This window comes from Pseudomonas sp. s4 (assembly GCF_046764235.1).
Lineage (GTDB): Bacteria > Pseudomonadota > Gammaproteobacteria > Pseudomonadales > Pseudomonadaceae > Aquipseudomonas > Aquipseudomonas asiatica.
Genome location: NZ_CP177209.1, coordinates 3,308,581 through 3,332,683, shown reverse-complemented (window position 1 = coordinate 3,332,683; position 24,103 = coordinate 3,308,581). Strand labels below are relative to the sequence as shown.

Annotated in this window: 18 protein-coding genes; 9 read left to right on the top strand and 9 right to left on the bottom strand. The window is 62.5% G+C overall.

What is annotated here, in order from left to right:
• Positions 1-30: 30 nt before the first annotated feature.
• The 5 genes from ACK56M_RS15620 to icmH are packed head-to-tail and all read right to left on the bottom strand — an operon-like array spanning position 31 to position 7,760.
• Positions 31-1,173: a DUF6708 domain-containing protein gene (locus ACK56M_RS15620; RefSeq protein WP_061304524.1), complete on the bottom strand. Its 1,143-nt coding sequence runs from the start codon at positions 1,171-1,173 to the stop codon at positions 31-33.
• Positions 1,173-3,827, bottom strand: a complete 2,655-nt coding sequence (locus ACK56M_RS15615) for a T6SS effector BTH_I2691 family protein (RefSeq protein WP_100414065.1) — start codon at positions 3,825-3,827, stop codon at positions 1,173-1,175. The genes ACK56M_RS15620 and ACK56M_RS15615 overlap by 1 nt, the downstream gene beginning before the upstream one ends.
• An 11-nt stretch (positions 3,828-3,838) precedes the next feature.
• Positions 3,839-4,717, bottom strand: coding sequence for a DUF4123 domain-containing protein (locus ACK56M_RS15610; RefSeq protein WP_100414064.1), 879 nt, complete (start codon positions 4,715-4,717; stop codon positions 3,839-3,841).
• Positions 4,717-6,897 carry a type VI secretion system Vgr family protein gene (locus ACK56M_RS15605; protein WP_411958772.1) on the bottom strand — a complete coding sequence of 727 codons (2,181 nt, stop codon included), beginning with the start codon at positions 6,895-6,897 and terminating at the stop codon, positions 4,717-4,719. The genes ACK56M_RS15610 and ACK56M_RS15605 overlap by 1 nt, the downstream gene beginning before the upstream one ends.
• 14 nt (positions 6,898-6,911) lie before the next feature.
• On the bottom strand, positions 6,912-7,760 hold the full coding sequence (gene icmH / locus ACK56M_RS15600) for a type IVB secretion system protein IcmH/DotU (RefSeq protein WP_137109016.1): 849 nt from the start codon (positions 7,758-7,760) through the stop codon (positions 6,912-6,914).
• 400 nt (positions 7,761-8,160) lie between these two features.
• On the opposite strand from icmH, the gene ACK56M_RS15595 reads away from it, so the two are divergent.
• The 8 genes from ACK56M_RS15595 (at position 8,161) to ACK56M_RS15560 (ending at position 17,361) form a co-directional block, all read left to right on the top strand.
• The gene (locus tag ACK56M_RS15595; protein ID WP_054571852.1) at positions 8,161-8,901 is read left to right on the top strand and encodes a gluconate 2-dehydrogenase subunit 3 family protein; all 741 of its coding nucleotides are present in this window, start codon (positions 8,161-8,163) and stop codon (positions 8,899-8,901) included.
• A gap of 3 nt (positions 8,902-8,904) precedes the next feature.
• The gene (locus ACK56M_RS15590; protein ID WP_100414160.1) at positions 8,905-10,689 is read left to right on the top strand and encodes a GMC family oxidoreductase; all 1,785 of its coding nucleotides are present in this window, start codon (positions 8,905-8,907) and stop codon (positions 10,687-10,689) included.
• 12 nt (positions 10,690-10,701) lie between these two features.
• Positions 10,702-11,946: a cytochrome c gene (locus ACK56M_RS15585; RefSeq protein ID WP_015270509.1), complete on the top strand. Its 1,245-nt coding sequence runs from the start codon at positions 10,702-10,704 to the stop codon at positions 11,944-11,946.
• A gap of 272 nt (positions 11,947-12,218) precedes the next feature.
• A complete protein-coding gene (gene ptxS / locus ACK56M_RS15580) occupies positions 12,219-13,238 on the top strand; it encodes a transcriptional regulator PtxS (RefSeq protein ID WP_013972769.1) in 1,020 nt (339 codons plus the stop codon).
• A 67-nt stretch (positions 13,239-13,305) separates the two neighbouring features.
• The gene (locus ACK56M_RS15575) at positions 13,306-14,094 is read left to right on the top strand and encodes a TIM barrel protein (RefSeq protein WP_015270508.1); all 789 of its coding nucleotides are present in this window, start codon (positions 13,306-13,308) and stop codon (positions 14,092-14,094) included.
• Positions 14,087-15,037, top strand: a complete 951-nt coding sequence (locus ACK56M_RS15570) for a sugar kinase (RefSeq protein WP_015270507.1) — start codon at positions 14,087-14,089, stop codon at positions 15,035-15,037. Before ACK56M_RS15575 ends, ACK56M_RS15570 begins: the two co-directional genes overlap by 8 nt.
• Before the next feature lie 57 nt (positions 15,038-15,094).
• On the top strand, positions 15,095-16,387 hold the full coding sequence (locus tag ACK56M_RS15565; RefSeq protein WP_411958771.1) for an MFS transporter: 1,293 nt from the start codon (positions 15,095-15,097) through the stop codon (positions 16,385-16,387).
• A gap of 11 nt (positions 16,388-16,398) precedes the next feature.
• Positions 16,399-17,361, top strand: coding sequence for a 2-hydroxyacid dehydrogenase (locus ACK56M_RS15560; protein ID WP_015270505.1), 963 nt, complete (start codon positions 16,399-16,401; stop codon positions 17,359-17,361).
• 76 nt (positions 17,362-17,437) lie between these two features.
• On the opposite strand, the gene ACK56M_RS15555 is transcribed toward ACK56M_RS15560, so the two are convergent.
• Positions 17,438-18,742, bottom strand: coding sequence for an MFS transporter (locus ACK56M_RS15555; protein ID WP_015270504.1), 1,305 nt, complete (start codon positions 18,740-18,742; stop codon positions 17,438-17,440).
• Between the two features lie 520 nt (positions 18,743-19,262).
• On the opposite strand from ACK56M_RS15555, the gene ACK56M_RS15550 reads away from it, so the two are divergent.
• Positions 19,263-20,138 (top strand): AEC family transporter, encoded by an 876-nt coding sequence (locus tag ACK56M_RS15550; RefSeq protein WP_013972763.1) that lies wholly within the window; start codon positions 19,263-19,265, stop codon positions 20,136-20,138.
• A gap of 120 nt (positions 20,139-20,258) precedes the next feature.
• Here the strand turns inward: ACK56M_RS15550 and ACK56M_RS15545 are convergent, their stop codons facing one another.
• The 3 genes from ACK56M_RS15545 to ACK56M_RS15535 all read right to left on the bottom strand — a co-directional run bounded on the left by ACK56M_RS15545 (position 20,259) and on the right by ACK56M_RS15535 (position 24,047).
• The gene (locus tag ACK56M_RS15545) at positions 20,259-20,852 is read right to left on the bottom strand and encodes a hypothetical protein (protein ID WP_015270503.1); all 594 of its coding nucleotides are present in this window, start codon (positions 20,850-20,852) and stop codon (positions 20,259-20,261) included.
• A 415-nt stretch (positions 20,853-21,267) separates the two neighbouring features.
• The gene (locus tag ACK56M_RS15540; protein WP_015270502.1) at positions 21,268-22,401 is read right to left on the bottom strand and encodes an HlyD family secretion protein; all 1,134 of its coding nucleotides are present in this window, start codon (positions 22,399-22,401) and stop codon (positions 21,268-21,270) included.
• Positions 22,398-24,047, bottom strand: a complete 1,650-nt coding sequence (locus ACK56M_RS15535; RefSeq protein ID WP_015270501.1) for an MFS transporter — start codon at positions 24,045-24,047, stop codon at positions 22,398-22,400. The genes ACK56M_RS15540 and ACK56M_RS15535 overlap by 4 nt, the downstream gene beginning before the upstream one ends.
• Positions 24,048-24,103 lie beyond the last annotated feature (56 nt).

Below are 24,103 nucleotides of genomic sequence, written 5' to 3'. Positions count from 1 at the left end.
GGGGCAGGTGGTACCGACCCATTCGTAGCATCAGCTACCCGGTCGGTGCACCTTCGATCTCGACGTACGTAATTTGCGTGGCTTTTTCTCTGAGCGCTTGCCGGGTTTGAGTTGCCAGCGATCGGCATTGGCGAGCAGGCGTTTCTGGATCTCTGGTGGGTAGTCGCTCAGCGCTGTCACCGCTGGGACGGGCTTACCGGGCATGCCAGCTTCGCGGATAACCTTCGGCCAGCGCGGTCGCCAGCACAACAGCAAGCTCAGCCAATGGCCGGTGCCGATAATGACGAAGGCGGGCCAAACCAAGAGCAGGACGACTTTGAACAGCCAACTGCTTTTCCGGTAGAAACGACCCAATCCTTCGAACTGGGCGCTGAATGCCTGGACGGGCGAGGGGAGTTGGGTGCTCAGACGGGGGCGGGGGACGGCATGTGGGCCATCTTCCATATAGCGGCGAATGAACTCCCACTCGTCCCGAAGTTCGCTACCACCTTGGCCTTGCTTGCCGAGTAGGGCCATTTCCATGTGAGGGAGGCCAGTGCGGCTGGGGTGCCAGACCAAGCACAGCCTCATGCCCGCGCTGAGGGAGTCGTCTTCAGGGTTGACGCCGGTGCTTCCGGTTGTTCTCCAGGGGAATGTTGCTATACCGCCGCAGTAGCTTGGTCTATGGAGGTGAACTTGCTGGGTTTTTCGATTGAAGCGAATGAGCAAATGGCGGCTGGTAAGCATTTCAAGTCGAGTAAAACGAAATCCGTATTTGGCATATAAGTAATAAATGGCTCCGCCAATTGATAGCATGTACGCGCTGAATAGGACCGAGAACGCAGAAAAGAAATCGGGTTGAGTCGCATTGATATAGATGGAGCCAAACGTTATGTGCAGCCATGCGTAAGTCATTGGGCCTAAACTGCCAAGCGTCATCATCGTGATGATGCCGCGTTTTTCTTCTGACCCGCCGCAGCGCATTTCCATATATGTATCGTTGAAAGAAAATATGGGGCCGCGTGCATTTGGTTTTTCGCTGACACTGTTGAAGTGTATGTCTTTATTCAAGTCATCTTCATGGAAATCCTTGTCAGCGCGCTCTACAGTCGAGCTCCTTTGCACGTCGAATTTCTTGCGCTTAGCCTCGGATTCAATCGCCATCTGCCACAGCCCCCGCTCGATAAGATACATTAAAGGACCTCGCTAAAAGCTGAATGCAGGGCTGCTAACTCTTCTCGTTCATCGTAAGGTTTAGAGTTCTTTTCCAAGCGAAAGCTGCTCCGCTTGCACCACTTTTCTAGCGCATCGTCCTCAAGCAAGAAAATAATGGCGGTTAGTAGCAGGCCTACCCAGAACGCTCCTAAAATTAATTTGGTTAACAGCAAACGAGCCGCCTGCGTACCCAGTCTGGTAGCCAGGCTACCTAATGATCGCCCTACAAGACGTATGAGTTTGCTCTGATTGTTGATCGTAAGGCGATTGAAGAAGGGCTTAGCTATTCCTATAGCAGTTCCCAATTCTCCGATAGATAAAGCAAGTGTAGCCAGTGCGCGCGTAAAGTAGGCCCCACTCAATGTCCAAGATTTCGTTGAGACATTATGTTGAGTGTGATTTTTTACCCCGTCGGCGAAGTCCCACCAAGCCAGTACGAACCCTCCCGTCCCCGCTAATCCGGCTCCCCAGAGTTTCAACCTCCCCAAGGTCGCAACCGCACCTCTGCCGGACACGCTATTTGCGCCGTAACGCGTCACCACCTGCTCCACATAGCTGGCCCCAATCTCGAAACCCGCCGCAGCCGTGGTCATGGCGGCTGCCATGAGTTCGGTCTTAATCCGTACATCACTGTCGGGCAGTTCGCGGGCCTTGAACGCCATCAGCATCCCTTCCAGCAGGCATACAAGACCGGAGACACGCACTTTGTAAAAGTCGCTCTTATTGGCTTGCATCAATCCTTCGGCCCAGGCCTGGTCCAAGTATCGTTTTGCCTGGCCAGCGCTGCGCTGCGGATTCAATGGCTGCCCGCTACGAGCCGCTTCACTCAGGCGAATGTCGACAGCTGTCTCATGTACCGAAGCAAACAGAGTCAGGCGCAGGCCATGGTGCAGGGCACGGTCCACACTGTTGGGGGCTCCGGTACGAAGCACTTGTCGGCCCAGCGCCACGTACCAGGCGTATAGGCCGATGCTGGCGTGGCTGTTTCTGTTCTGCAGTTCTTCATATAAAGCGTTGGCGCGCCCGAAAGCATTCGCCGCAATGTGCGCTTGTCGGACAAGTGACTCACGCAGCACGAACCATGATTCCGACGGAGGTTTGGCCATGGCCGCTTCCCGTAGCGCCGCGAGCGCATCACGAATGTCATCCTGGTTGTACGTAATACCCCGTATCGCCAGGTTGCTCCGATCAGCAACATCACTACGCCACCAGTGGTCCAGCACAGTCGTTCCCCATTCACTGAGCTCCATGCCGATAACGCATTGGCCGGTCTGCTCGGCAAAGGCCAGGCCATTGATCAGGTCAGCATTGTCGTAACGGTCCAGGGCCTTTAGTAGGCGTTCACTGATCAACCAGCGGGCATGATCCTTGGCCCGATCCTCTGACTCCTGTTGGGCCTGTTGCATGGCTTGCTCGAAACTTTCCAGCTGATCGTGCATCGCCTGACGGTCGACCAGATGGCCGTATTTCTGGTCGAACTTCTTGCTGAATTCACCGGTATCCTGACGGTTCTGGACCTTGGCACGCACGCCGCGCTCGAACTTCTCAAGGTGTGGTCTCATCCTCTCATCATGCGCATCGGCCTGTTGTCTGGCCCGATCGGAAAATGCATAGAACTTCACCGGCGTGGCCGGCTGGTTGCGAATGGTCTCGGCCATGACTTCGCGTTTGACGATCCGGTCGGCCATCATCTGCGGGTAGAGCTTCTCGATCTCCAGGAACGATTGCGCGACCAGCAGCCTGCGCTCGTTATCCACGCCTGGTTCTACGCCGCGCCGCAGCCACTTGGTCTTTACGTCGTCGACGGCAGCATTGCGCCAGGCATTGAGCTCTTGGGTGATACCGATGGCGTCTTCGATGACGATTGCGGCGCCGCGGGGTTTGGTTTGATTAACCGGCGGTGCCAGGGCTTGTCGTGACGCATGCGGCGAGACGATCTGGTCGTTGTTGAACGGCTGCAGGTCCAGCAGCGCTTTCAGGTCGGAATCCTCCAGGGCTTTGAAATCGGCGACCCAGCCAAGTTGATCGTGCTTGAGTACATGGGCTTGCGGCGGTGCATTGGAGGGCTGGGTTAATCGGGCGATATCGATGGGCGGCAGACTACTGCGATATTCGTCCTCAAGTAGGCGATAGTTATCGAGCATACGTGGGGTCAGTGGGGAGGGGCTGAACAAAGGGCGCAGTTCCTGGATGTCATCCAGATCGTAAAGAGTGATAGTCCAGCCAAAGCCGCGAATGGTCTCCTCCAGGTTAGCGGCGTTGGGAGCGGATTCCCAAGGCGCGTCTGCGCTGATGTAAAGCAGCGAGCCGTTGGGGGCAACGCGGTACTGGCTATGCCATTGATAGGCCGATTCGCTGTGGCGCTTGATCAGCAGATAGAGGAAGCCTTCGCGCAAAGGGCGGATAGCATAGCCAGAATGGGTCAGCTCGCCGACATCCTGAAAGGGGCTGAGGTAGTCCGGCAATTTGGGCAGGCGGGTTCGTTGTGCCGGATTGCCACCGACGGCGGCATAGCGCAGGGGCAGCAGTTCGAAACGGCGGGTGCAGTCGGCGACAGGGCTGTTGCGCAGGGCAGGGCGGTAGCCAGTGGTGATGCGTCTGCAAAGTTCGAGGGTTTCGGTGACCGAGTCCATGGCTGTGTACCTCAATTCTTGGCGCGCAGGCATCGCTGCACGTTGTCCATCAGGGATGTTTGCTGTTCGCGTGTTGCGACAATCGCGTCCTGCCAGGCTTGCGAGCTACTGAGTTGTTCGCCGTGGCGAGCTAGTATGAGCACATAGCTGATGAGGTCTTCCTCACGGTCCAAGCCTTGCTCGCGCGCCTGATCCAGGTAGTGTTGGATCAAACCAACCCTTGTTCCGTGGCAAGCAGTGGCCAAAGCCGCACAGGACGGCTCGTCCTTGATCAATTCGGCAAGTTGATAGCTCAGCGGGTCTCCCGCCAATTCAGCCCAACAGTCTTCGTTTAGCGTGATTTGTGGGAGGTGCAGGGGCGGAGGCTGATCAGCACCGGATACTTGTAGCCACAACCGCTTGTTCGGGTGCGCTACAGGCGACCACCAGTGATGGATGGGAGCTAGCCATTCGCTTATCCCTGGCAGCTCACGATATGTATCCAGCACTCGCAAAGCTGCAGCGTTGTGGAAACGCAGGAGGTACAAATGGCCGTCTGCTCCCGTCACGATGTTGGCGTGGCTAAGATGCCGGGCAAGTTGGGCAGTTGGTAACGCACTGACGATCCAGCCGCAAACCGCGCCCGAAGCAAGCTGTTCGAGTTGCCATTGAAAATCGTACTGGGCCGACACAACGGCGCCTAGCCGCGACCCGAACAGCCAAGGGCCTGCTGTTCGCAGATTGTGGAATTGGGTTTGTTGCAATAGTGGCCAGCAGCGATCCTCATAGTGCCGGGTCAACTTTTCCTGCACGCTGGGTGTCAGCTTGGCCATTTCCACGATCGCGCTCAGACGATAGCGGTCGGAGGTACGCAGCACCTCCACCATAGTTCTGATAAATGGGCTTGGCATCAGCTTGCTCCTTCCATGCGAATCATGTTGTGGCCATCCGCGATCGCTTTCAGCAAGCAGCTGAGGCAAATGGGCTCGCCGGGCTCTGGTACGCCGAAGGTCGATGTCATGTGCTGGCTGCATTTGGCCTGCTGACTCACAGGACCTTTGAAGGCCAGTGCCAGTCCGTCCAACGTGATACCGGCACGATCTATGCGCAGCAACCCGGCCGGACTCCTGATAGTCAGGCTTTCGCTGACCTGGATGTCATAGACCTTGGTTGTGTGGCGGATGGCTTCCCCGGTCTGCAAGGTGTTGTGACCGGCCACGCTCTGTTCCAGGTGACCGCCAATTTCTACCGTGTGATTGGCTGTGGTGACGTCCTGGCGGTGGTTGCCGACCTGTTCGATCCGGTCCAGGCCGGTGATGATGGTATAAGTCCGGCCAATGGTCAGGGTGTCGTCGTTGCCTATTTGGTGGGTCCGGTCCTGGCCGATATTGACGGACTCGTCCCGGGCAATCTCTTCCCGGCGGTCCTGGCCAATCGAAAGGGTCTCATCCCTTTCGACACGCTCGGTGCGGTCGTTCCCGACTTGCGTGGTTTCATCATGTTTGACGATGTTGTTCTGGTCTCTTTCTGCGTGGATGAAGACTTCCTGTCGTCCCAGTTCGTCCTCGAAGCGCAGCTCGTTGAAACCATCGCCTTTGTGGATCTGGCTCTTGATGGTCATCCGGGTCTTGTGTTCGGGCAGGTCGTACGGCGGCAGCTGGTCGCCGCAATAGGTACGCCCGGTGATCATCGGCTGGTCGGGGTCGGCGTTGACGTACTGGACGATCACGTCCTGGCCAATGCGCGGGATGGCCATCGAACCCCAGCTACCACCGGCCCAGCCTTGCGACACGCGCACCCAGCAGGAGCTGAACTCGTTGTTCTCGCTCTCCCGGTCCCAGGGGAAGCTCACCTTGACCCGGCCCCACTCGTCGCAGTAGATCTCTTCCCCGGGCGGCCCGACGACCGTGGCCATGTGCGGGCCGTCGATGCGTGGCTTGGGCAACGGCGCCGGGCGCCATTCGATTCGGCCGGGCACCAGCACGGCTTCCTGCGAGTAGCGCGTTCCTTGTTCGGCCCCGGCAGCTTCTTCTTGCAGGCTGGTGAACTGGCTGCCCTCGTGATGTACACGCATCACACGCCAATGGGCGTTGAGGTCTTTGCGCGGGTGTTCGATGAGGGTAAAGCTCAGCCCCGGTTGCAGGCGTACATCGTCACCCTCGACTTCGGCAATACGGGCGTCATGGCGCAGGGCCGTCAAGCGCGTGGCGGTAAAGGGCACTCCGACCGCATCGCGCTTGTAGCGGCCGGGGTAGTCGAAGCGCTCATAGTCCCGGGACTGATGGGTGATGCCACTGTCACCTGCGCGGTGTTCCTGCCGGTACTGCGGGTTGGTGAAGGTGTAGTCCCGCTGCACCTGACGTGCAGTGCGTACCTGTTCGCTGTAACGCAGGCGGCGCAGGCAAGGCCTGGCCTGGTCGCCACCGCTGTTGGCACGGTACAGCACCTGGCCGGGGCCGATGTCGTCTTCGTCGAAGAAGTCTTCATCCTCGTCGTCGGCCTTGAGCGCGCTTCGGCTGATCTGCCCCAGCGCCAGCAGTCGGTCGGTGATGACCAGCTGATGGTGTTTCGGTGTGTGCTCGAAGCGATAGACGAAACCCTCTTCCCCCGCCAGGCGGGCGATGAAGTCGAGGTCCGTTTCACCGGCCTGTACGCAGAACTCGCGCACCTGATGCTCGCCCATGCTGTTGATTTCGAAACGGGCAATGCCCTGGCGCTTGAGCATCAATTCGAGAATCTGCGGCACGGTTTTCTGCTGGAAGATGCGCCAGTTCGAACGTAAGCCGGCACGGGCCAGCACGGGCTCGACCAATGCGCGGTAACGGGTGCGATAGAACCCCGTCTCACCCTGGCTGAAACTGCTGACCAGGCCGTGCACATAGCGCAGGGGGCGCTCACCGCGCCAGATCGTGAACAGCACTGGTTGGTCGAGCAACTGGCCGAAGTCGACCTCGTCTTCAAAACTGATCAATTCCAGCTTCAGCTGGAACGGTGAGCTGATCATTTCGTCGAGTTCGAACGAAACCACCTCGAAGTCAATCTGGCCAGCGAGCGGCTGGAAGGTGAAGCGCAAGTCGGATTGGCTAGGCATGCGGATCCCCTTTGCTACTGCTGCAAAATGCCGTTGAGCGACTCCAGCACCTCGGCGGTGATCAAGCTCAGGCGGTAGCTGTAGTAGCAGTAGGCGCAGACCATGGCGATGGCGGAGATCACCAACGGGCTCCACCAGGGCCATTCCCGACGACGCATGCGGTGGGGGCGATGGACCACGTTGGTATAGGGGTCGCCCGGGAATTCCGGCGTGGGGCCGCGCAGTGCACGAATGACCTTGTGCATCCGCGAAATCAGGGCGTTGATGATTTCATCGCACTTCGGGTCCAGGGCGTACTTGCCCTTCAGGCCCAGGCAAAAGCAGAAGTACAGGAACTCCAGCACATCCTGGAACTCCTCCGGAGACTGCATCAACCGCTCCAGCAACACGAAGATCTTCTCGCCACCCTGGGTTTCGCCATGGAAGATGCTGAGCAGCGGTTCGTGGCTCCAGCACGAATTGTTCCCCCAGGGGCGACTCATCACGGCCTCGTCCAGGTAAAGGCACAAGGCATAGGAATAGGCTTCGAGGTGCACAGAGGAATAACCGTGCTGCTGTATTTCCTCGCGGATTGTGCTGACCTGAATCTGCAGGGTCTTGTGCACATGTTCGATGTTGGGCAGGTCATCCAGCGTACGCAGGCGTATGACCAGGCCGAACAGCGGGTTGGCCGCGTCGAGCATCAGGTTGGCGAAGCCGCCGCGTAGCTGGAAGTCCGGGTCGGCTGAGTAGCCAGGAAGATCCATGGCTTGCCCAGATTCGGTGCTGGAGCGAGGTAGCGGGTTCCCTTGGATATCCTCCAGCAGGACCGGCTTTTTCTTCCTGTGTAGTGTTTTCACAGTTACATCGGGCTCATCGGACATCCTTAATCCTCGTTTGTCGGCGCGCCATCGCTGCATGGTGGCATGGAGTATCCACGCGGCTAGTCGCAGGCATTTGGCTGAAGCCCGAACGTAAACCAGGAATCAATCTATCGGGAATCCCGAAACGTCCGATGCGATCGTAGGAAGATTCTTCCTTTGTGCATTTCAGAATCTGAAGATGCAGCTCAAAGCGTCCTTAGTGTGAAAAATACCCTTGGCTGGATGCATAGGCTTAGGAGCATCTTTCATGGCAGGCAAGCACGGCATGAAACCGGTTTCAAAACATTTCTGAACGCGCTAGATTATCCGGCTGTTTTCTTGATGGCCCATCAAGACCACCCCCCATATTGAAAATCAGATGGCGCTTTTCAAGGCCGCACACAGCCGATGAGGATTCGCAATGCCTGAGCATGCCCCCGACAACCCGCGCAGGGACTTTCTGCGCAAGACCTTGACCTTGATCCCCGTGGTCACCGTGGCCAGCACGGGGCTTGGCGTGGGTGCCAGTCAGCTGCTTGCGGCCCCGCAACACGAGCCCAAAGTGCCGGCCACGCCGCCAGCGGGCAACTACCAGCCGACGTTCTTCACTGCCGAGGAGTGGGCCTTCGTGCAGGCGGCCGTCTCGCGCATCATCCCGGCCGACGAGCTTGGTCCCGGTGCACTTGAAGCAGGCGCTGCCGAATTCATCGACCGGCAGATGAACACCCCCTACGCAACCGGCGCGCAGTGGTACATGCAGGGCCCGTTCAAGGCCGACGCCGCGCCCGAACTGGGTTACCAGCTGCAACTCAGCCCGCAACAGATCTACCGCCTGGGCATCGCCGCCGTGGACGGCTGGTGCAAGGCCAATTCCGGGCAAGTTTTTGCTGCGCAAGATAGCGCTACCCGAGACCGCATTCTCAGCAAGGTCGAGGCTGGAGAGCTGGTTTTCGACACCGTGCCGGCCAAGGTGTTCTTCAGCTTGCTGGTGCAGAACACCCGTGAAGGGTTCTTCTGCGACCCGATCCATGGCGGCAACAAAGGCATGGTCGGCTGGACCCAGATCGGCTTCCCCGGCGCCCGCGCCGATTTCATGGATTGGGTCGAGCGCAACGAGCCTTACCCGTTCCCGGCTGTTTCGATCCGTGGCGAGAGGGCCTGAGGCATGGCGACCGTGATGAAGAAAGTGGACGCGGTAATCGTGGGCTTCGGCTGGGCCGGCGCGATCATGGCCAAGGAACTGACCGAGGCCGGGCTGCAGGTGGTGGCGCTGGAGCGGGGGCCGATGCAGGACACCTACCCGGAAGGCAGCTACCCGCAGGTGATCGACGAGCTGACCTACAGCGTGCGCAAGAAGCTGTTCGTCGATGTGTCGAAAGAGACCGTCACCATCCGCCATGGCATGAACGACGTGGCACTGCCCAACCGCCAGCTCGGAGCCTTCCTGCCGGGCAAAGGTGTAGGTGGCGCAGGCCTGCACTGGTCTGGCGTGCACTTCCGGGTAGACCCGATGGAGCTGCGCATGCGCAGCCACTACGAAGAACGCTACGGGCGCAAGTTCATCCCCGAAGACATGACGATCCAGGACTTCGGGGTCAGCTACGAAGAACTGGAACCGCACTTCGACTTTGCCGAAAAGGTATTCGGTACCTCTGGCCAGGCCTGGACCGTCAACGGCCAGGTCGTTGGTGAAGGGAAGGGCGGCAACCCCTATGCGCCGGACCGTTCCAGCCCGTTCCCGCTGCCTTCGCAGAAAAACGTGGTGTCGGCCAGGCTGTTCGAAAAGGCGGCGGCCAGCCTGGGCTACAAGCCCTACAACCTGCCCTCTGCCAACACCTCTGGCTCGTACACCAACCCGTACGGGGCGCAGATGGGGCCATGCAACTTCTGCGGTTTCTGCAGCGGCTACGTGTGCTACATGTACTCCAAGGCCTCGCCCAACGTGAACATCCTGCCGGCGCTGCGCCAGGTGCCGAACTTCGAATTGCGGCCCAACGCCCATGTGCTGCGGGTGAACCTGGACGACAGCAAGCGCAAGGCCACCGGCGTCACCTACATCGACGCCCAGGGGCGGGAAGTGGAGCAGCCGGCGGACCTGGTGATCCTGGCGGCGTTCCAGTTCAACAACGTACGTCTGATGCTGCTGTCCGGCATCGGCAAACCGTACGACCCCATCAGGAACGAAGGCGTGGTCGGGCGTAACTTCGCCTACCAGAACATGGGCACGGTCAAGGCGTTCTTCGACAAGGACACCTACACCAACAACTTCATCGGCGCCGGTGGCAACGGCATCGCCATCGATGACTTCAACGCCGACAACTTCGACCATGGCCCGCACGGCTTCGTCGGTGGCTCGCCGATGTGGGTGAACCAGGCCGGCACACGGCCGATTGCCGGCGGCGCCACCCCGCCTGGCACACCGGCCTGGGGCAGCGCCTGGAAGAAGGCCACCGCCGATTACTACACCCACCAGGTGTCGATGGACGCCCACGGCGCCCACCAGTCCTACCGTGGCAACTACCTGGACCTCGACCCGACCTACCGCGACGCCTACGGCCAGCCACTGCTGCGCATGACCTTCGACTGGCAGGAAAACGACATCAGGATGAACCAGTTCATGGTCGACAAGCTGAGCAAGATCGCCCAGGCGATGAACCCCAAGACCATTGCCGTGCTGGGCAAGAAGGTCAAGGACCACTTCAACACCGCCAGCTACCAGACCACCCACCTGAACGGCGGCGCGATCATGGGCACCGACCCGAAAACCAGTGCGTTGAACCGCTACCTGCAGAGCTGGGACGTGCACAACGTGTTCGTTCCGGGGGCTTCGGCGTTCCCCCAAGGGCTGGGCTACAACCCGACCGGGCTGGTGGCTGCGCTGACCTACTGGTCGGCCCGCGCCATCCGCGAGCAGTACCTGAAAAACCCTGGCCCGCTGGTTCAGGCTTGAGGAGCGATGCGCATGAAGACAATGTTGATCGCAACCCTGCTGGGTGCCAGCGTGGCTGCACAGGCTGCGCCGAATGACGATGCGCAGGTGCGCCAGGGCGAGTACCTGGCCCGCGCCGGCGACTGCGTCGCCTGCCATACCGCCAAGGGCGGCAAGCCGTTCGCCGGTGGGCTGCCGATGGAGACACCGATCGGCACGGTGTACTCCACCAACATCACCCCGGCGGCCAGTGGTATCGGCCAGTACAGCTTCGAAGACTTCGACCGGGCGGTGCGCAAGGGTATCGGCAAGGACGGCAGCACCCTGTATCCCGCCATGCCATATCCGTCTTATGCACGCGTCAGCGAGCAGGACATGCAAGCGCTGTATGCCTACTTCATGAAGGGCGTGGAACCGGTCGAGCAGCCGAACAAGGCCACCGATATCCCTTGGCCGCTGAGCATGCGCTGGCCGCTGGCGGTCTGGCGTGGGTTGTTCGCGCCAGAGGCCAAGCCCTGGCAGGCATCGGCGGCAGCCGACCCGGTGGTCAACCGCGGTGCCTACCTGGTCGAGGGCCTGGGGCACTGTGGTGCGTGCCATACACCGCGGGCGCTGACCATGCAGGAAAAGGCACTGAGCCCACAGGATGGCGAGCAGTTCCTGGCCGGTAGTGCACCGCTGGAAGGCTGGATTGCCAAGAACCTGCGTGGCGACCACAAGGACGGCCTGGGTAGCTGGAGCGAAGAGCAGCTGGTGCAGTTTCTCAAGACTGGCCGTAGCGACCGCAGCGCCGTGTTCGGTGGCATGAGCGACGTGGTCGAGCACAGCATGCAACACATGAGCGACGCCGACCTGACCGCTATCGCCCGCTACCTGAAGACGTTGCCGCCAAGCAACCCTGACGACCAGCCGCACGTGTACGACAAACAGGTGGCGGATGCGCTATGGAAGGGTGACGACAGCAAGCCCGGGGCGGCGGTGTACATCGACAATTGCGCGGCCTGCCACCGTACCGATGGCCAGGGCTATACCCGCGTGTTCCCGGCCTTGGCCGGCAACCCGGTGGTGCAGACGGCGGATGCCACATCGCTGATCCACGTGGTATTGGCGGGGGGCACGGTGCCGGCGACGCACGCGGCACCGTCGAACTTCACCATGCCGGCGTTCGGCTGGCGCCTGAGTGACCAGGAGGTTGCCGAGGTGGTGAACTTCATTCGCACCAGTTGGGGTAACCAGGGCAGTGCCGTCACTGCCAGTGACGTGAAATCCCTCCGTTAACTGCATCCCTCTGTCTGCACCCCCAATCCACTGTGGGAGCGGGTTTACCCGCGAATGCGTCGGCACATTCAAAATCGCATTCGCGGGTGAACCCGCTCCCACAGGGTTTTGCATTTACTTTTCTATATTTATCAGTTAGTTAAAGGGCATTCTTATTGCATTTACTATGCATGGATATCGCACTCCCGACCAACGGCATGTTGACGAGCGCGTGCGATTTTGCTGTATTGAAACCGGTTTCATCGCTATCACAACAATCATAAGGACAGCCCATGACCGACGCGCCTGCCCATGCCCGCGAACGGGTCACCATCAGCGAAGTAGCGCGTGTCGCTGGCGTTTCCAAGGCCACCGTCTCCCGTTACATCGGCGGTGACCGCCAGTTGCTCGCCGAAGCCACCGCCAAGCGCCTGGAAGAGGTCATCGAGCGCCTCGGTTACCGCCCCAACCAGATGGCCCGTGGCCTGAAGCGCGGCCAGACGCGCCTGATCGGCATGCTGGTGGCCGATATCCTCAACCCCTATTCAGTGGCCGTGATGCATGGCGTGGAAACTGCCTGCCGCCAGCACGGCTACAGCCTGGTGGTGTGCAACACCAACCGCGACGACGAGCAGGAGCGTCACCATCTTGTGGCCCTGCAGTCCTACAACGTCGAAGGGCTGATCGTGAACACGCTTGGCCATCACCCCGGCGAATTGCTCAACCTGCAGCGCGACATTCCCATGGTGCTGGTCGACCGCCAGTTGCCCGAACTGAATGTCGACCTGGTGGGCCTGGACAATGCCGATGCGGTCGAGCAGGCCCTCGACCACCTGCAAGCTCAAGGCTACCGCGATATCCTGGCGGTAACCGAACCCCTCGATGGCACCAGCTCGCGCCTGGAGCGAGTACAGGCGTTCGGATCCTCGGTCAGCCGTCGGCCCGGCATGCGCCAACAGGTGCTGGAGACCGGCACCGGGCTTGATGAGCAGTTGGCTGCGTTCCTCGCCGGCAACGGCCATGGCCCGCAGGCCATCTTCACCTTCAACGGTGTCGCCACCCTGGCCGTGACCCGGGCCCTGCACGAAGCAGGGCGCAATCTGTTCGTGGACGTCGGGCTGATCGCCCTCGACGACCTCGACTGGTACCCCTTGGTCGGCAGCGGCATCACTGCACTGGCCCAGCCCACCGAGCGAATCGGCGTGGCGGCATTCGAGAGCCTGCTTGGCCGCCTGCGCGGCGACAGCGGGGCAGCCCGGCGCATCGACTTCAAGGCCGAGCTGATCATCCGAGGTTCAACCCAGCCACAGTAATCACAGGCAGGCACCTGCGCGCCTGCTGTCATCAAAAAATGAAACCGGTTTCATAAGGACAAAAACAATGCACTCGAACCCCGTTTCCATCAGCCTCTCCAGCTACGGTGCCGACTTTGTCCGGCAACGTGGCCAGCAGCAGTTCCTTGACCTGCTGGCTGCCGCCGGCGTTACCCGCGTGGAGCTGCGCGAAGAACTGTTCACTCGTGCGCCGGACACTGCAGCGCTGGCTGCAGCCATTGCCGCGCTACGCCTGGAGTGCCTGTACTCCACACCCCTGGAACTGTGGACCGCACAAGGCGAACTTGACCCGCAATTGGCGCAAAAGCTGGAAACTGCCCGCGCCCTTGGCGCGGTCGCGCTCAAGGTTTCCCTGGGCCACTACCATGCGGGCTGTGACGTCGCGGCCTTGACGACGCTGTTGCCGGCGCACGGGCCATTGCTGCTGGTGGAGAACGACCAGACCGCGCAAGGTGGACGGATCGAACCCCTGCAGCAGTTTTTCCAGCGCGCCGACGAGCTCGGGCTGACCCTGGGCATGACCTTCGACATCGGTAACTGGCAGTGGCAGGGCGAGCCTGCCCGGCACGCCGCACGGCAGCTTGGCCGCTGGGTGCGCTATGTGCACTGCAAGGCCGTGCAGCGCCGGGCCGATGGCCGCCTGGTAGCCGTCCCGCCAGAGACTGCGGACCTGCAGGAGTGGGCCGAGCTGATGGCCGAGTTCACCCCCGGCGTGGTGCGTGCTGTCGAGTACCCGCTGGTGAGCGACGATCTGCTGGCGCTGACCCGTGCCCAGGTGCGCGACCTGGCGGCGCTGGGGCAGGGCGTATCGAGTGAGGAGCTGAGCCATGCATGAGCATGACGTGTTGTGTTTCGGCGAGACCATGGCCATGTTCGTCGCCGAGCAGGCCGGCGACCTGGCCAGTGTCGGCCAGTTCGGCAAGCGCATTGCCGGCGCCGACAGCAACGTGGCCATCGGCCTGGCGCGGCTGGGCTTCAAGGTCCGCTGGCTGAGCCGGGTGGGTGACGATTCGCTGGGCCGTTTCGTGCTCGACAGCCTGCGCCGCGAAGGGCTGGACTGCTCCGGCGTCGAGGTGGATGCCAGCTACCCCACCGGCTTCCAGCTCAAGGCCCGCTGCGATGACGGCAGCGATCCGGCGGTGGAGTACTTCCGCCGTGGTTCGGCAGCCAGCCGGCTGTCGCCGGCGCTGCTGCGCCCGGGTTCTCTGCAGGCCCGCCACTTGCACGCCACCGGCATCCCGCCGGCGCTGTCGGACGGCTGCCGGGCGCTGTCGCATGCGTTGATGGACGCCATGCGTGCCGCCGGGCGCAGCATCTCGTTCGACCCCAACCTGCGCCCCTCGCTGTGGCCTGACCAAAGCAGCATGGTGCGCGAAGTCAATGCCCTGGCGGCCAAGGCCGACTGGGTGCTGCCAGGCCTGGAAGAGGGCCGCCTGCTGACCGGGCAGCACACCCCGGCAGACATCGCCGCTTTCTACCTCGACCAAGGGGTGGAACTGGTGGTGATCAAGCTGGGCGACGCCGGTGCCTACTTCCGCAGCGCCAAGGGCGAAGGCCAGGTGGCGCCAGTGCCGGTCAGCCAGGTGGTAGACACCGTTGGCGCCGGCGATGCCTTTGCCGTCGGCGTGCTCAGTGCGCTGCTGGACGGCCACCCGGTAGCCGAGGCAGTGGCGCGTGGCAACTGGTGCGGCAGCCGCGCCGTGCAGTCGCGTGGCGACATGGAAGGGCTGCCGCTGCGCCATGAGCTGCAAGCCCACGACCTGCGCAGAAGCGCCTGAACACTTGACCCGAAACACCTGTTGCAACAAAAACAAAAAGCTCAGGAGAAACGAACCATGCAAAGCCAAAGCCTGGCACCTCGCCGCTGGTGGTACATCATCCCGATCGTGTTCTTCACCTATAGCCTGGCGTACCTGGACCGCGCCAACTACGGGTTCGCCGCCGCTTCCGGCATGGCTGAAGACCTGCATATCACCCCCGCACTGTCTTCGCTGCTGGGGGCACTGTTCTTCCTTGGTTACTTCTTCTTCCAGGTGCCCGGTGCCATCTATGCCGAAAAGCGCAGTGTGAAGAAGCTGATCTTTGTCTGCCTGATACTCTGGGGCGGCCTTGCCACGCTCACCGGCGTGGTCAGCCACGTCTACATGCTGATCGGCATCCGCTTCCTGCTCGGGGTGGTGGAGGCGGCGGTGATGCCGGCCATGCTGGTGTACCTGTGCCACTGGTTCACCCGCGCCGAGCGTTCGCGCGCCAATACCTTCCTGATCCTCGGCAACCCGGTGACCATCCTGTGGATGTCGGTGGTGTCGGGCTACCTGGTCAAGCATTACGACTGGCGCTGGATGTTCATCATCGAAGGCCTGCCCGCCGTCGTCTGGGCGTTCTTCTGGTGGCGCCTGGTGGATGACCGCCCGGCCCAGGTGAACTGGCTGAGCGCGCAGGAAAAGGCCGCCCTTGAGCAGGCGCTGGCTGCCGAGCAGCAAGGTATCAAGCCGGTGAAGAACTACCGCGAGGCGTTCCGCTCGCCGCAGGTGATCATCCTTTCGCTGCAGTACTTCTGCTGGAGCATCGGTGTGTATGGCTTCGTGCTGTGGTTGCCGTCGATCCTCAAGCAGGCGGCCAACCTCGACATCGTGCAGGCCGGCTGGCTGTCGTCGGTACCTTACCTGGCGGCGGTGCTGGGCATGGTCGGTGTGTCGTGGGCGTCCGACCGCTTGCAGAAGCGCAAGCGCTTCGTTTGGCCGCCACTGCTGATCGCCGCCGTTGCGTTCTATGGCTCGTACGCCCTGGGCAGCGAGCACTTCTGGCTGTCGTACGCGTTGCTGGTGGTCGCCGGCGCCTGCATGTACGCACCCTATGGCCCGTTCTTCGCAATCGTGCCCGAGATCCTGCCGGCCAACGTCGCCGGTGGTGCCATGGCACTGATCAACAGCATGGGCGCGCTGGGCTCGTTCGGTGGCTCGTGGCTGGTGGGTTACCTCAATGGCGTCACCGGCGGGCCTGGTGCCTCCTACCTGTTCATGTGCGGTGCGCTGCTGGCCGCAGTGGCGCTTACCGCCGCGCTCAATACTTCCCAGACATCTGGCCGGGCCAAGCGCGGCAACTCGCGTCTGGCCATGAACCATTAGGAACCTGTGCAATGAAGAAGCGAATCGTCCTGTACAAACGCCTGTCCGACGACTTGATGGCACGCCTGCAAGAGCGCGTCGAGGTGACCTGGGTGGATACCTCCCAGCCCGATGGCCTGGCCCGTCTGCGCGATGCCTTGCCGGGTGCGCACGGGCTGCTGGGGGCCAGCCTGCGCCTGGACGCCAGCCTGCTCGACCTGGCGCCACAGCTTGAAGTGGTGTCCAGCGTTTCGGTCGGTGTCGACAACTACGACATCGCCGAACTCAGCCGGCGTGGCGTGATGTTGACCAACACGCCCGACGTGCTGACCGAAACCACCGCCGACACGGGCTTCGCCTTGATCCTGGCCACCGCCAGGCGGGTGGTGGAGCTGGCGAACTGGGTGCGAGACGGGAACTGGCAGGCCAACCTCGGCCCGGCGCATTTCGGCAGTGATGTGCACGGCAAGACGCTGGGCATCGTCGGCATGGGCCGCATCGGCGAGGCCCTGGCCCGGCGCGCCGCGGCCGGCTTTGGCATGCGTGTGCTGTATCACAGTCAGCGTGCAAAGCCAGAGGTGGAGGCGCGCCATGCTGCGCGTCAATGCAGCCTGGACGAGCTGTTGCAGCAGGCGGATTTCGTTTGCCTGACCGTGCCGCTGAGTGCCAGCACCGAAGGCCTGATCGGCGCGCGGGAGCTGGCGCTGATGAAGCCCCAGGCAATCCTGGTGAACATTTCCCGCGGGCGCGTGGTGGATGAGCAAGCGCTTATCGAAGCGTTGCGTGCCCGGCGCATACGCGGCGCCGGCCTGGACGTGTTCGTGCAGGAGCCGCTGTCGGCGCAGTCGCCGTTGTTGCAGCTGGACAACGTGGTGGCGACCCCGCATATCGGCTCGGCGACCGAGGAAACCCGCCAGGCCATGGCGCGCTGTGCGGTGGACAACCTGCTCAGTGCCCTGGCTGGTGAGCGCCCGGCCAACCTGGTGAATGGCTAAAGCCAGATCCACAAACCTGCGCGGCCCCTGTGGGAGCGGCCTTGTGTTGCGAAAGGGCTGCAAGGCAGCCCCGGAGTCAATGCGATTCTGAACGCTGCGCCTGCGCTGGCGCAGCACTCTCCACCGGCTCCAGCGGTGGGTGCTCCTGCGCCGCGTGCATCAGATCTTCGGTCACCCGCAGCTCGGCACCGGTCGGCGAGAAGGTGGTCGAAGCTGTAAACGGAGCCGGGTGTTCTGCCGCCGGGCGCTTGCCTCGGCGCCACATGAAGAAGCACACCATGGCCAGGTTGACCACGGCAAAGGCCCAGAACAATCCGGCCTCGCCAAACTCGGTCATCATCGGCGAAATCGCCACCGGCGCCATGGCCGAACCCAGCGAGTTGATCAGCAGCAGGCCCTGGATCATCGGCACCAGTGCATCCGATGGCGCGCGGTCGGCCGCATGGCTGACCGCCACCGGGTACAGGGTGAACACGCCACCACCCAGCAGGAACAGCATCGCCGGCAGCAGGATCGAGTCAGGCGGCAGGAACACCGTCACCAGCGACAGCAGCACGCACAGCCCGGCCAGGGCGATCAGCACATCCTGGCGGTCCTTGCGGTCAGACCAGCGCCCGACCGGGTATTGCAGCAGCATGGCACCCAGAATTACCCAGGCCATCATGTTGCCGACCTCGCCCACATCCAGGCCGATGCGCTGCAGGTACAGCGGCAGCAGGGCATAGATGCCGGCAATGGCCACACCCGAACCGAAGCAGCCGACCAGGCCCGACGGCGCAACGCCCAGCAACTGGCGCGGCTTGAGCGGTTCGACCTGGTCCAGCAGTGGCGACACCCGCGGCAGGATCACGATGGGCAGTACCGACAGGGCGGCGAGCACGCCGGCCAGCATGAACGGTGCGGTGTCACCCATCTGGGTGATTTCGCCAAGGCCGGCCTGGGCGATGACCCCGGCGCCGTAGAAGGCGATCATGTACAGCGCCAGCAGGCGGCCGCGGATCTTGGCGTCACCGGCCAGCAGCAGCCAGCTTTCGATCACCAGGAACACGCCCACTGCCGCCCAGCCGTTGATCAGGCGCAGCACCGACCACCAGGTGACGTCGTAGAACAGGCCTTGCAGCAGGATGGTTACGGCGATCAGCGAGGCGAAGCTGGTATAGGCGCGGATATGGCCGATGCGCAGGATCAGCCGGTCGTTGAAGATGGCACCCAGGGTCAGGCCGATGAAGTAGGTCGAGGAGACCACACCGATGGTGGTGGCTGATTCGCCGGCAGCGCCCAGGCGCAGGGTGGTAAGGGAAGACATGAAGCCGTTGCCCAGGGCAATGATGAACAGCCCGAGCAGGGGCGCCAGCGCCATGGCCAGCAAACGCGGAGACATAGGTACCTCTAGTTGGATGAGCGGAATGAGCGCCTTTTCGGACGCGCACACCGGCTCGACCCGAACGGGGCCGAGTGGCTGCACGGATGTGCCTGGGCTGGATGCGACGTTGCCGGTTGCCACCGTTCAAGGCGACGGGCGAAAAGGAAGCGCGATTCTACGGGCTTGCGCGGTTTTGCCCAAGGGGCTTGGGTGTGCGACGAGACGCCGCAGTCTGTGGGCGACACGAATGCGTCTTGGGCGGACATCCCGGGGCCGCTTTGCGGCCCAATCGCCGGCAAGCCAGCTCCCACCTCGACTGCATCGCCCTCAAGCATTGTGCAGTACCTATGGGGGCCGGCTTGCCGGCGATGAGGCCAGAACAGGCAACACAAGACAGCTACTCCCGCATGGTGGTGATACCTCAAGGCTTGGCGCTGTACCTGTGGGAGCCGGCTTGCCGGCGATTGGGCTGCAAAGCAGCCCCGGCAATCCCGAAGACTGCGGCATAATGCGGGGCCCACCCCCAAGGAAGGCCCCCATGTTCGCTTCGCTGTTCGCCGTCCTGGCCCCGGTTTTCATCGTCGCCGGCATCGGCTATGCCTGGGCCCGCAAGGGCCTGGACTACCCCACCGAATTCATCGCCCGGGTGGTGATGACCGTCGGCACCCCGTCGCTGGTGCTCTCCACGCTCAGCCGCACCGAGCTGGACCCGAACGCCTTCACCAGCATGGCCATGGCCTGCCTGCTGTGCACCTTGGGCATGGCCCTGGCCGGCTTGCTGGTGTGCCGCGCTTCGGGCATGCACTGGCGTGTGCTGTTGCCGGCGTTCATGTTCCCCAACACCGGCAACATGGGCCTGCCGATCAGCCTTTATGCCTTTGGCGAACACGGGCTGGCCTTGGCCGTGGCGTTCTTCCTGACCCTGTCGATCGTGCAGTTCACCCTCGGCATGGCCATTTCCGGTACTGCGGCTTCGTTCAAGGCACTGCTGCGCAACCCTATCGTGATCAGCCTGGCCGGCGCCATGCCGATCATCTTTCTCGATTTCGAGTTGCCGCGCTGGCTGGCCAATACCGCAGACCTGCTGGGCGGCATGACCATCCCGCTGATGTTGCTGACACTGGGCGTGTCGCTGGCCAGCATTCGCCTGCGCCATGTGGGCAGCGGCATGCTGCTGGGCGGCTTGCGCATTGGCCTGGGGGCTGCCGTGGGCTGGGCGGTAGGTGCGGCGCTGGGCATGGGCAACCTGGAGCGTGCGGTGCTGGTGGTGCAGTCGGCGATGCCGGTGGCGGTGTTCAATTACCTGATGGCGGTGCGCGCCAACCGCGAGCCGGAGCAGGTAGCGAACCTGGTGATGTGTTCCACGGTGCTGTCGTTTGCCTGGTTGCCGGTGGTGCTGGCCTGGTGGATGTAAGCCGCTTGTACCGGCCTCTTCGCGGGCATGCCCGCTCCCACAGGTACAGCGCAGCTCTCAAAACCAGTGGTGCACCTGTGGGAGCGGGCGAGCCCGCGAAGAGGCCGGTAAAGCACACGGCTATTTCTCCTGCAACCGCCACCCCTGGCTGGTCAGCACCATCGCCCGGGTTTCCTTGAGCGGTGCGTCATTGCTGGCCACCGCCTTGCCCAGTTCGGCAATGCTGGCCTTGACCCCGTCATCCCCGGCCCAAGCCGGTAACCCGGTGATCTTGTAGGCATAGGTCACATTCGACATCTTCTGCCCAGTCACCTCGCTCGGCTCACTGAACTGCTCGATCGCGGTGACCTGAGCCTTGCCGAAGCACAGCCCGTTATCCGCCTTGTAATACTTGCGGCCTTCGTCGGTGAGGTCATAGGCGTAGTAGATGTCCGTGCGTGCCGCTTGCCACAGGCGGGCGGGCACCTCGGTGCGCGAGATCTCCTTTTCGCTGACCACACCTACCTGGGCCAGGGCATGCAACGCCTTGTTGGTGCCATGGAGGTCGAAGTCCTGGGTCTTGGTCGGGAATGAACTGATGACGAAGCAGTGTGGGTACTGGGTATCGAGGTAGGCCTGGGCGGCCTTCTGGAAACTGGCCTCGCTGGTTTCCTCGCTGTTCGAGCAACCGGCCAGCGTTGCCAACAGCGCCAGCGGCACGATCTTCCTGTACATGGTGACACTTCCTTGAGTGACAAAGGCAAACGGGTCGTGCGCGATTAGAACCTACGGGCTAGAGCGGCGCAATCATGGCAAGACGGCATCTCTGTGTGGGCTGCTGTGGCCCAATCGCCGGCAAGCCAGCTCTCATAGAACAACACATGACTCATTGGTTCGGCGAGGTTCTATAGGAGCAGCCTTGTGCTGCGAAGAGGCCGGTACTGACAAAGCCTGTCTATTGGCTGTACCGGCCTCTTCGCAGCACAAGGCTGCTCCTACAAAGGACGCGTCAGACGAGCGATATTGGTTCTCTGCGCGAAAGCGCAGCCCAAAGGGCTGGGCAATCTCCCACAGGTACACCACAGGCCTTGAGAGCTGCACCGTAACTGTGGGAGCTGGCTTGCCGGCGATTGGGCCGGTAAAGGCAACATCACTGTTCGCCACGGGTATCGATACTGACCACCACCGACATCCCCGGCCGCAAGCGCCGAGCCTCCGGCTGGTCGGCATCCACGGTAATCCGCACCGGTATGCGCTGGGCAATCTTGACGAAGTTGCCGGTGGCATTGTCCGCCTGCAGCAAGGCGAACTCCGAGCCAGTGGCCGGTGAGATCTGCTGCACATGCCCATGCAGCTTCAGATGGTTCAGCGCATCCACGGTGAAACTCACCGGCTGGCCAATGCGCACATTGGCCATCTGGGTTTCCTTCATGTTTGCGATCACCCACAAGGTGTCGGGCACCAGCGCCATCAACTGCGCACCGGAATTGACATAGGCCCCCAGTCGTGTGCCGATCTGCCCCAGCTGGCCGTCGCGCGGGGCGGTGACGCGGGTGTTGTCGAGGTCGATGCGGGCCAGTTCCACGGCGGCCTTGGCGTTTTCCACCGAGGCCTCCAGCGCGGCCCGGTTGACCACCACCGTTTCGCGGTCCTGGCGGGCGATCTCCAGTGCTGCCTTGGCCTGGGCCAGGCTGGCGACCGCTGCAGCTTCGCTGGCTCGGGCCAGGTCCAGGTCGCGCCGCGACACCGAGCCATCGCTGACCAACGCCTGGTTGCGGCCGAGGTCGGCCCTGGCCTTGGTTGCCTGGGCGGCGGCATCGCCGATGGCGGCCTGGCGCTGGGCAATGGTGGCTTCGGCACTGTTGCGCTGCTGCAGATTGTTGGCCAGGGCCGCCTGTTGTTGCTGCAGCTGGGCGATGGCCTGGGCCAGGCGTTGCTTGTAGATGCGGTCGTCCAGTTGCACCAGCAGGTCGCCGGCCTTGACGAACTGGAAGTCATGCACCGGCACATCGACGATATAGCCGCTCAACTGCGGCCCGATGATGGTTACCTGGCCGCGCACCAGGGCGTTCTCGGTGCTTTCGATGGCGCTGCTGAATGGCGGCAGGCGCCAGGCATACAGCACCAGCAGAATGCCGGCCAGGGCCACACAGGCGAAGCTGATCGACGACAGGATACGCACCCGCCGCGAACGCACCGGGCTGGTCGGCTCGCTGGGCGGCGTGGCGCCTTCCGGGGTTTCGGCGATGGCGGTGGTGGTCGTGGTGCGGGTGTTGTCGGTCATCGGGTGGGCGCGCCGGGGGTGGAGTCAGGGGAAAGGGCCCGGCGTTTGGTGTGCCAGAGCCAGGTGCTACGGATACAGATCCAGATCATGGTCAGGATAGCGATGCTGCCGATCAGCACGAACACATCGTTGTAGGCCATGATGTTCGCCTCGCGGGTGGCGGCACTGGCCAGCAGGCGCATGCCGGCTTCGCTGCGCAGGGCCGGGTCGGCAATGATGCCGCCGTAGCCGGCACCGCCACTTTGCACGCGGGCCGTAACCAACGGTTCCAGGTAGCTGAGGCGGTCCATCAGGTGGCTGGAATGGAATTTCTCCCGCCAGGTCTGGAAGGTTCCCAGCAGCGCCGCGCCAATCAGGCCGCCGAGGTTGTTGCAGATGCCGAACAGCACCGAGAAACTCACCAGGTTGCGCGGGTTGGCGCGCACATGGCTGATGCCAAGGGCCATGGATGGGCCGAGGAAGAAGGTGCTGCCGAATGCCAGCAGGAACTGGCTGAGGTACATCTGTGCCGGGCGGGTGAGGTTGCTCGAGCTGCTGTCCATGAAGGCGCCGGTGGCCATGGCCAGCAGCGAGATGAACAGCGGGATCACCAGGTGGTTGGGGTTGATGGTGAGGGCACTGCTGACCAGGCCTGCCACCGCGCCCAGCAGCATGACCGCGTATAGCGTGCGCATCTGCTCGCTGCCCAGGTTCAGCGCCTGCAGGAAGCCGACCGCCCCGGTGGACTGCTCCGAGGTGACCATGCGGATCAGCACCACGCACAGGGCCAGGCGAATGATTGCGCCGCTGCCCAGCCAGCGGGTCATCAGCAGCGGGTTCTGGCGGTTGTGCTCGATGGCCAGGCCGCTGAAGATCAGCGCGATCGAGGCCGCCAGGGCCATGCCGATCCAGGGAGCCTCCAGCCACCAGTCGATACGCCCGAGTGACAGTACGGCGCAAAGCAGGGCGGTGCCGCTGGCCATCAGCGAGAAGGTGAGAAAGTCCAGCGGCTCGAAGGTCTTGAAGCGGTCACCGGGGGGCAGCTTGAGCATCAGCACGCAGCCCAGCGCGGCCAGCGCCAGGCCCAGCTCGAACAGGTACAGGCCGCGCCATTCGGCGATCTGCAGCAGGTCTTCGGAAAATATCCGCGCCAGCGGCAACGCCAGCTGCGAGGCGCCCAGGCCCAGCACCATAGCCTTCAACCGCCATTGCGCCGGGAACGCCTGGATCATGTAGTACAGCCCCAGCGAGCTGAGCGCGGCACCGACCATGCCATGGGCCGCCCGCACGGCGATGGCCGAGTTGAGGTCGTTGACCAGCAGATGGGCGAAGGTGACCAAGGCATAGAGCACCAGGAACACCTCGGTGAACGCGCGCAGGCCGAACTGCTGGCGAAACTTCACCAGCAGCAGGTTGATGGACACGTTGGTCATTACGTAGGCGGCCGGCAGCCAGGCCATCTCCGCTGTGGTTGCTCCCAGCGCACCCTGCAGGAATACCAGGTTGGCGGTGACCAGCGCGTTGCCCAGGCCACCAGTGATCGCCACCAGCAGCCCGACCACGCCGTAGGCCAGGCGTTTGGCGGGTGTGTGCAGGGGCGTGGAGGGGGAGCCCGGCAGGCTGGGTTTTTCGTGGGGGAGCCACTGGCGTGGGGCGTATTTGTCCATGGGGCAGACTGTACTGGAGCGGTCGTTGCAAAAAAACAGTCTACAGCCTGCACCGG

What these genes read in the sequence shown, in the direction of transcription:
- ACK56M_RS15545 (WP_015270503.1), bottom strand. Translation starts at nt 20,852, where the DNA reads ATGTACAGGAAGATCGTGCCGCTGGCGCTGTTGGCAACGCTGGCCGGT.
- ACK56M_RS15565 (WP_411958771.1), top strand. Translation starts at nt 15,095, where the DNA reads ATGCAAAGCCAAAGCCTGGCACCTCGCCGCTGGTGGTACATCATCCCG.
- ACK56M_RS15610 (WP_100414064.1), bottom strand. Translation starts at nt 4,717, where the DNA reads ATGCCAAGCCCATTTATCAGAACTATGGTGGAGGTGCTGCGTACCTCC.
- ptxS (WP_013972769.1), top strand. Translation starts at nt 12,219, where the DNA reads ATGACCGACGCGCCTGCCCATGCCCGCGAACGGGTCACCATCAGCGAA.
- ACK56M_RS15595 (WP_054571852.1), top strand. Translation starts at nt 8,161, where the DNA reads ATGCCTGAGCATGCCCCCGACAACCCGCGCAGGGACTTTCTGCGCAAG.
- ACK56M_RS15605 (WP_411958772.1), bottom strand. Translation starts at nt 6,897, where the DNA reads ATGCCTAGCCAATCCGACTTGCGCTTCACCTTCCAGCCGCTCGCTGGC.
- ACK56M_RS15575 (WP_015270508.1), top strand. Translation starts at nt 13,306, where the DNA reads ATGCACTCGAACCCCGTTTCCATCAGCCTCTCCAGCTACGGTGCCGAC.
- ACK56M_RS15615 (WP_100414065.1), bottom strand. Translation starts at nt 3,827, where the DNA reads ATGGACTCGGTCACCGAAACCCTCGAACTTTGCAGACGCATCACCACT.
- ACK56M_RS15555 (WP_015270504.1), bottom strand. Translation starts at nt 18,742, where the DNA reads ATGTCTCCGCGTTTGCTGGCCATGGCGCTGGCGCCCCTGCTCGGGCTG.
- ACK56M_RS15540 (WP_015270502.1), bottom strand. Translation starts at nt 22,401, where the DNA reads ATGACCGACAACACCCGCACCACGACCACCACCGCCATCGCCGAAACC.
- ACK56M_RS15560 (WP_015270505.1), top strand. Translation starts at nt 16,399, where the DNA reads ATGAAGAAGCGAATCGTCCTGTACAAACGCCTGTCCGACGACTTGATG.
- ACK56M_RS15550 (WP_013972763.1), top strand. Translation starts at nt 19,263, where the DNA reads ATGTTCGCTTCGCTGTTCGCCGTCCTGGCCCCGGTTTTCATCGTCGCC.
- ACK56M_RS15590 (WP_100414160.1), top strand. Translation starts at nt 8,905, where the DNA reads ATGGCGACCGTGATGAAGAAAGTGGACGCGGTAATCGTGGGCTTCGGC.
- ACK56M_RS15535 (WP_015270501.1), bottom strand. Translation starts at nt 24,047, where the DNA reads ATGGACAAATACGCCCCACGCCAGTGGCTCCCCCACGAAAAACCCAGC.
- ACK56M_RS15585 (WP_015270509.1), top strand. Translation starts at nt 10,702, where the DNA reads ATGAAGACAATGTTGATCGCAACCCTGCTGGGTGCCAGCGTGGCTGCA.
- ACK56M_RS15620 (WP_061304524.1), bottom strand. Translation starts at nt 1,173, where the DNA reads ATGTATCTTATCGAGCGGGGGCTGTGGCAGATGGCGATTGAATCCGAG.
- icmH (WP_137109016.1), bottom strand. Translation starts at nt 7,760, where the DNA reads ATGTCCGATGAGCCCGATGTAACTGTGAAAACACTACACAGGAAGAAA.
- ACK56M_RS15570 (WP_015270507.1), top strand. Translation starts at nt 14,087, where the DNA reads ATGCATGAGCATGACGTGTTGTGTTTCGGCGAGACCATGGCCATGTTC.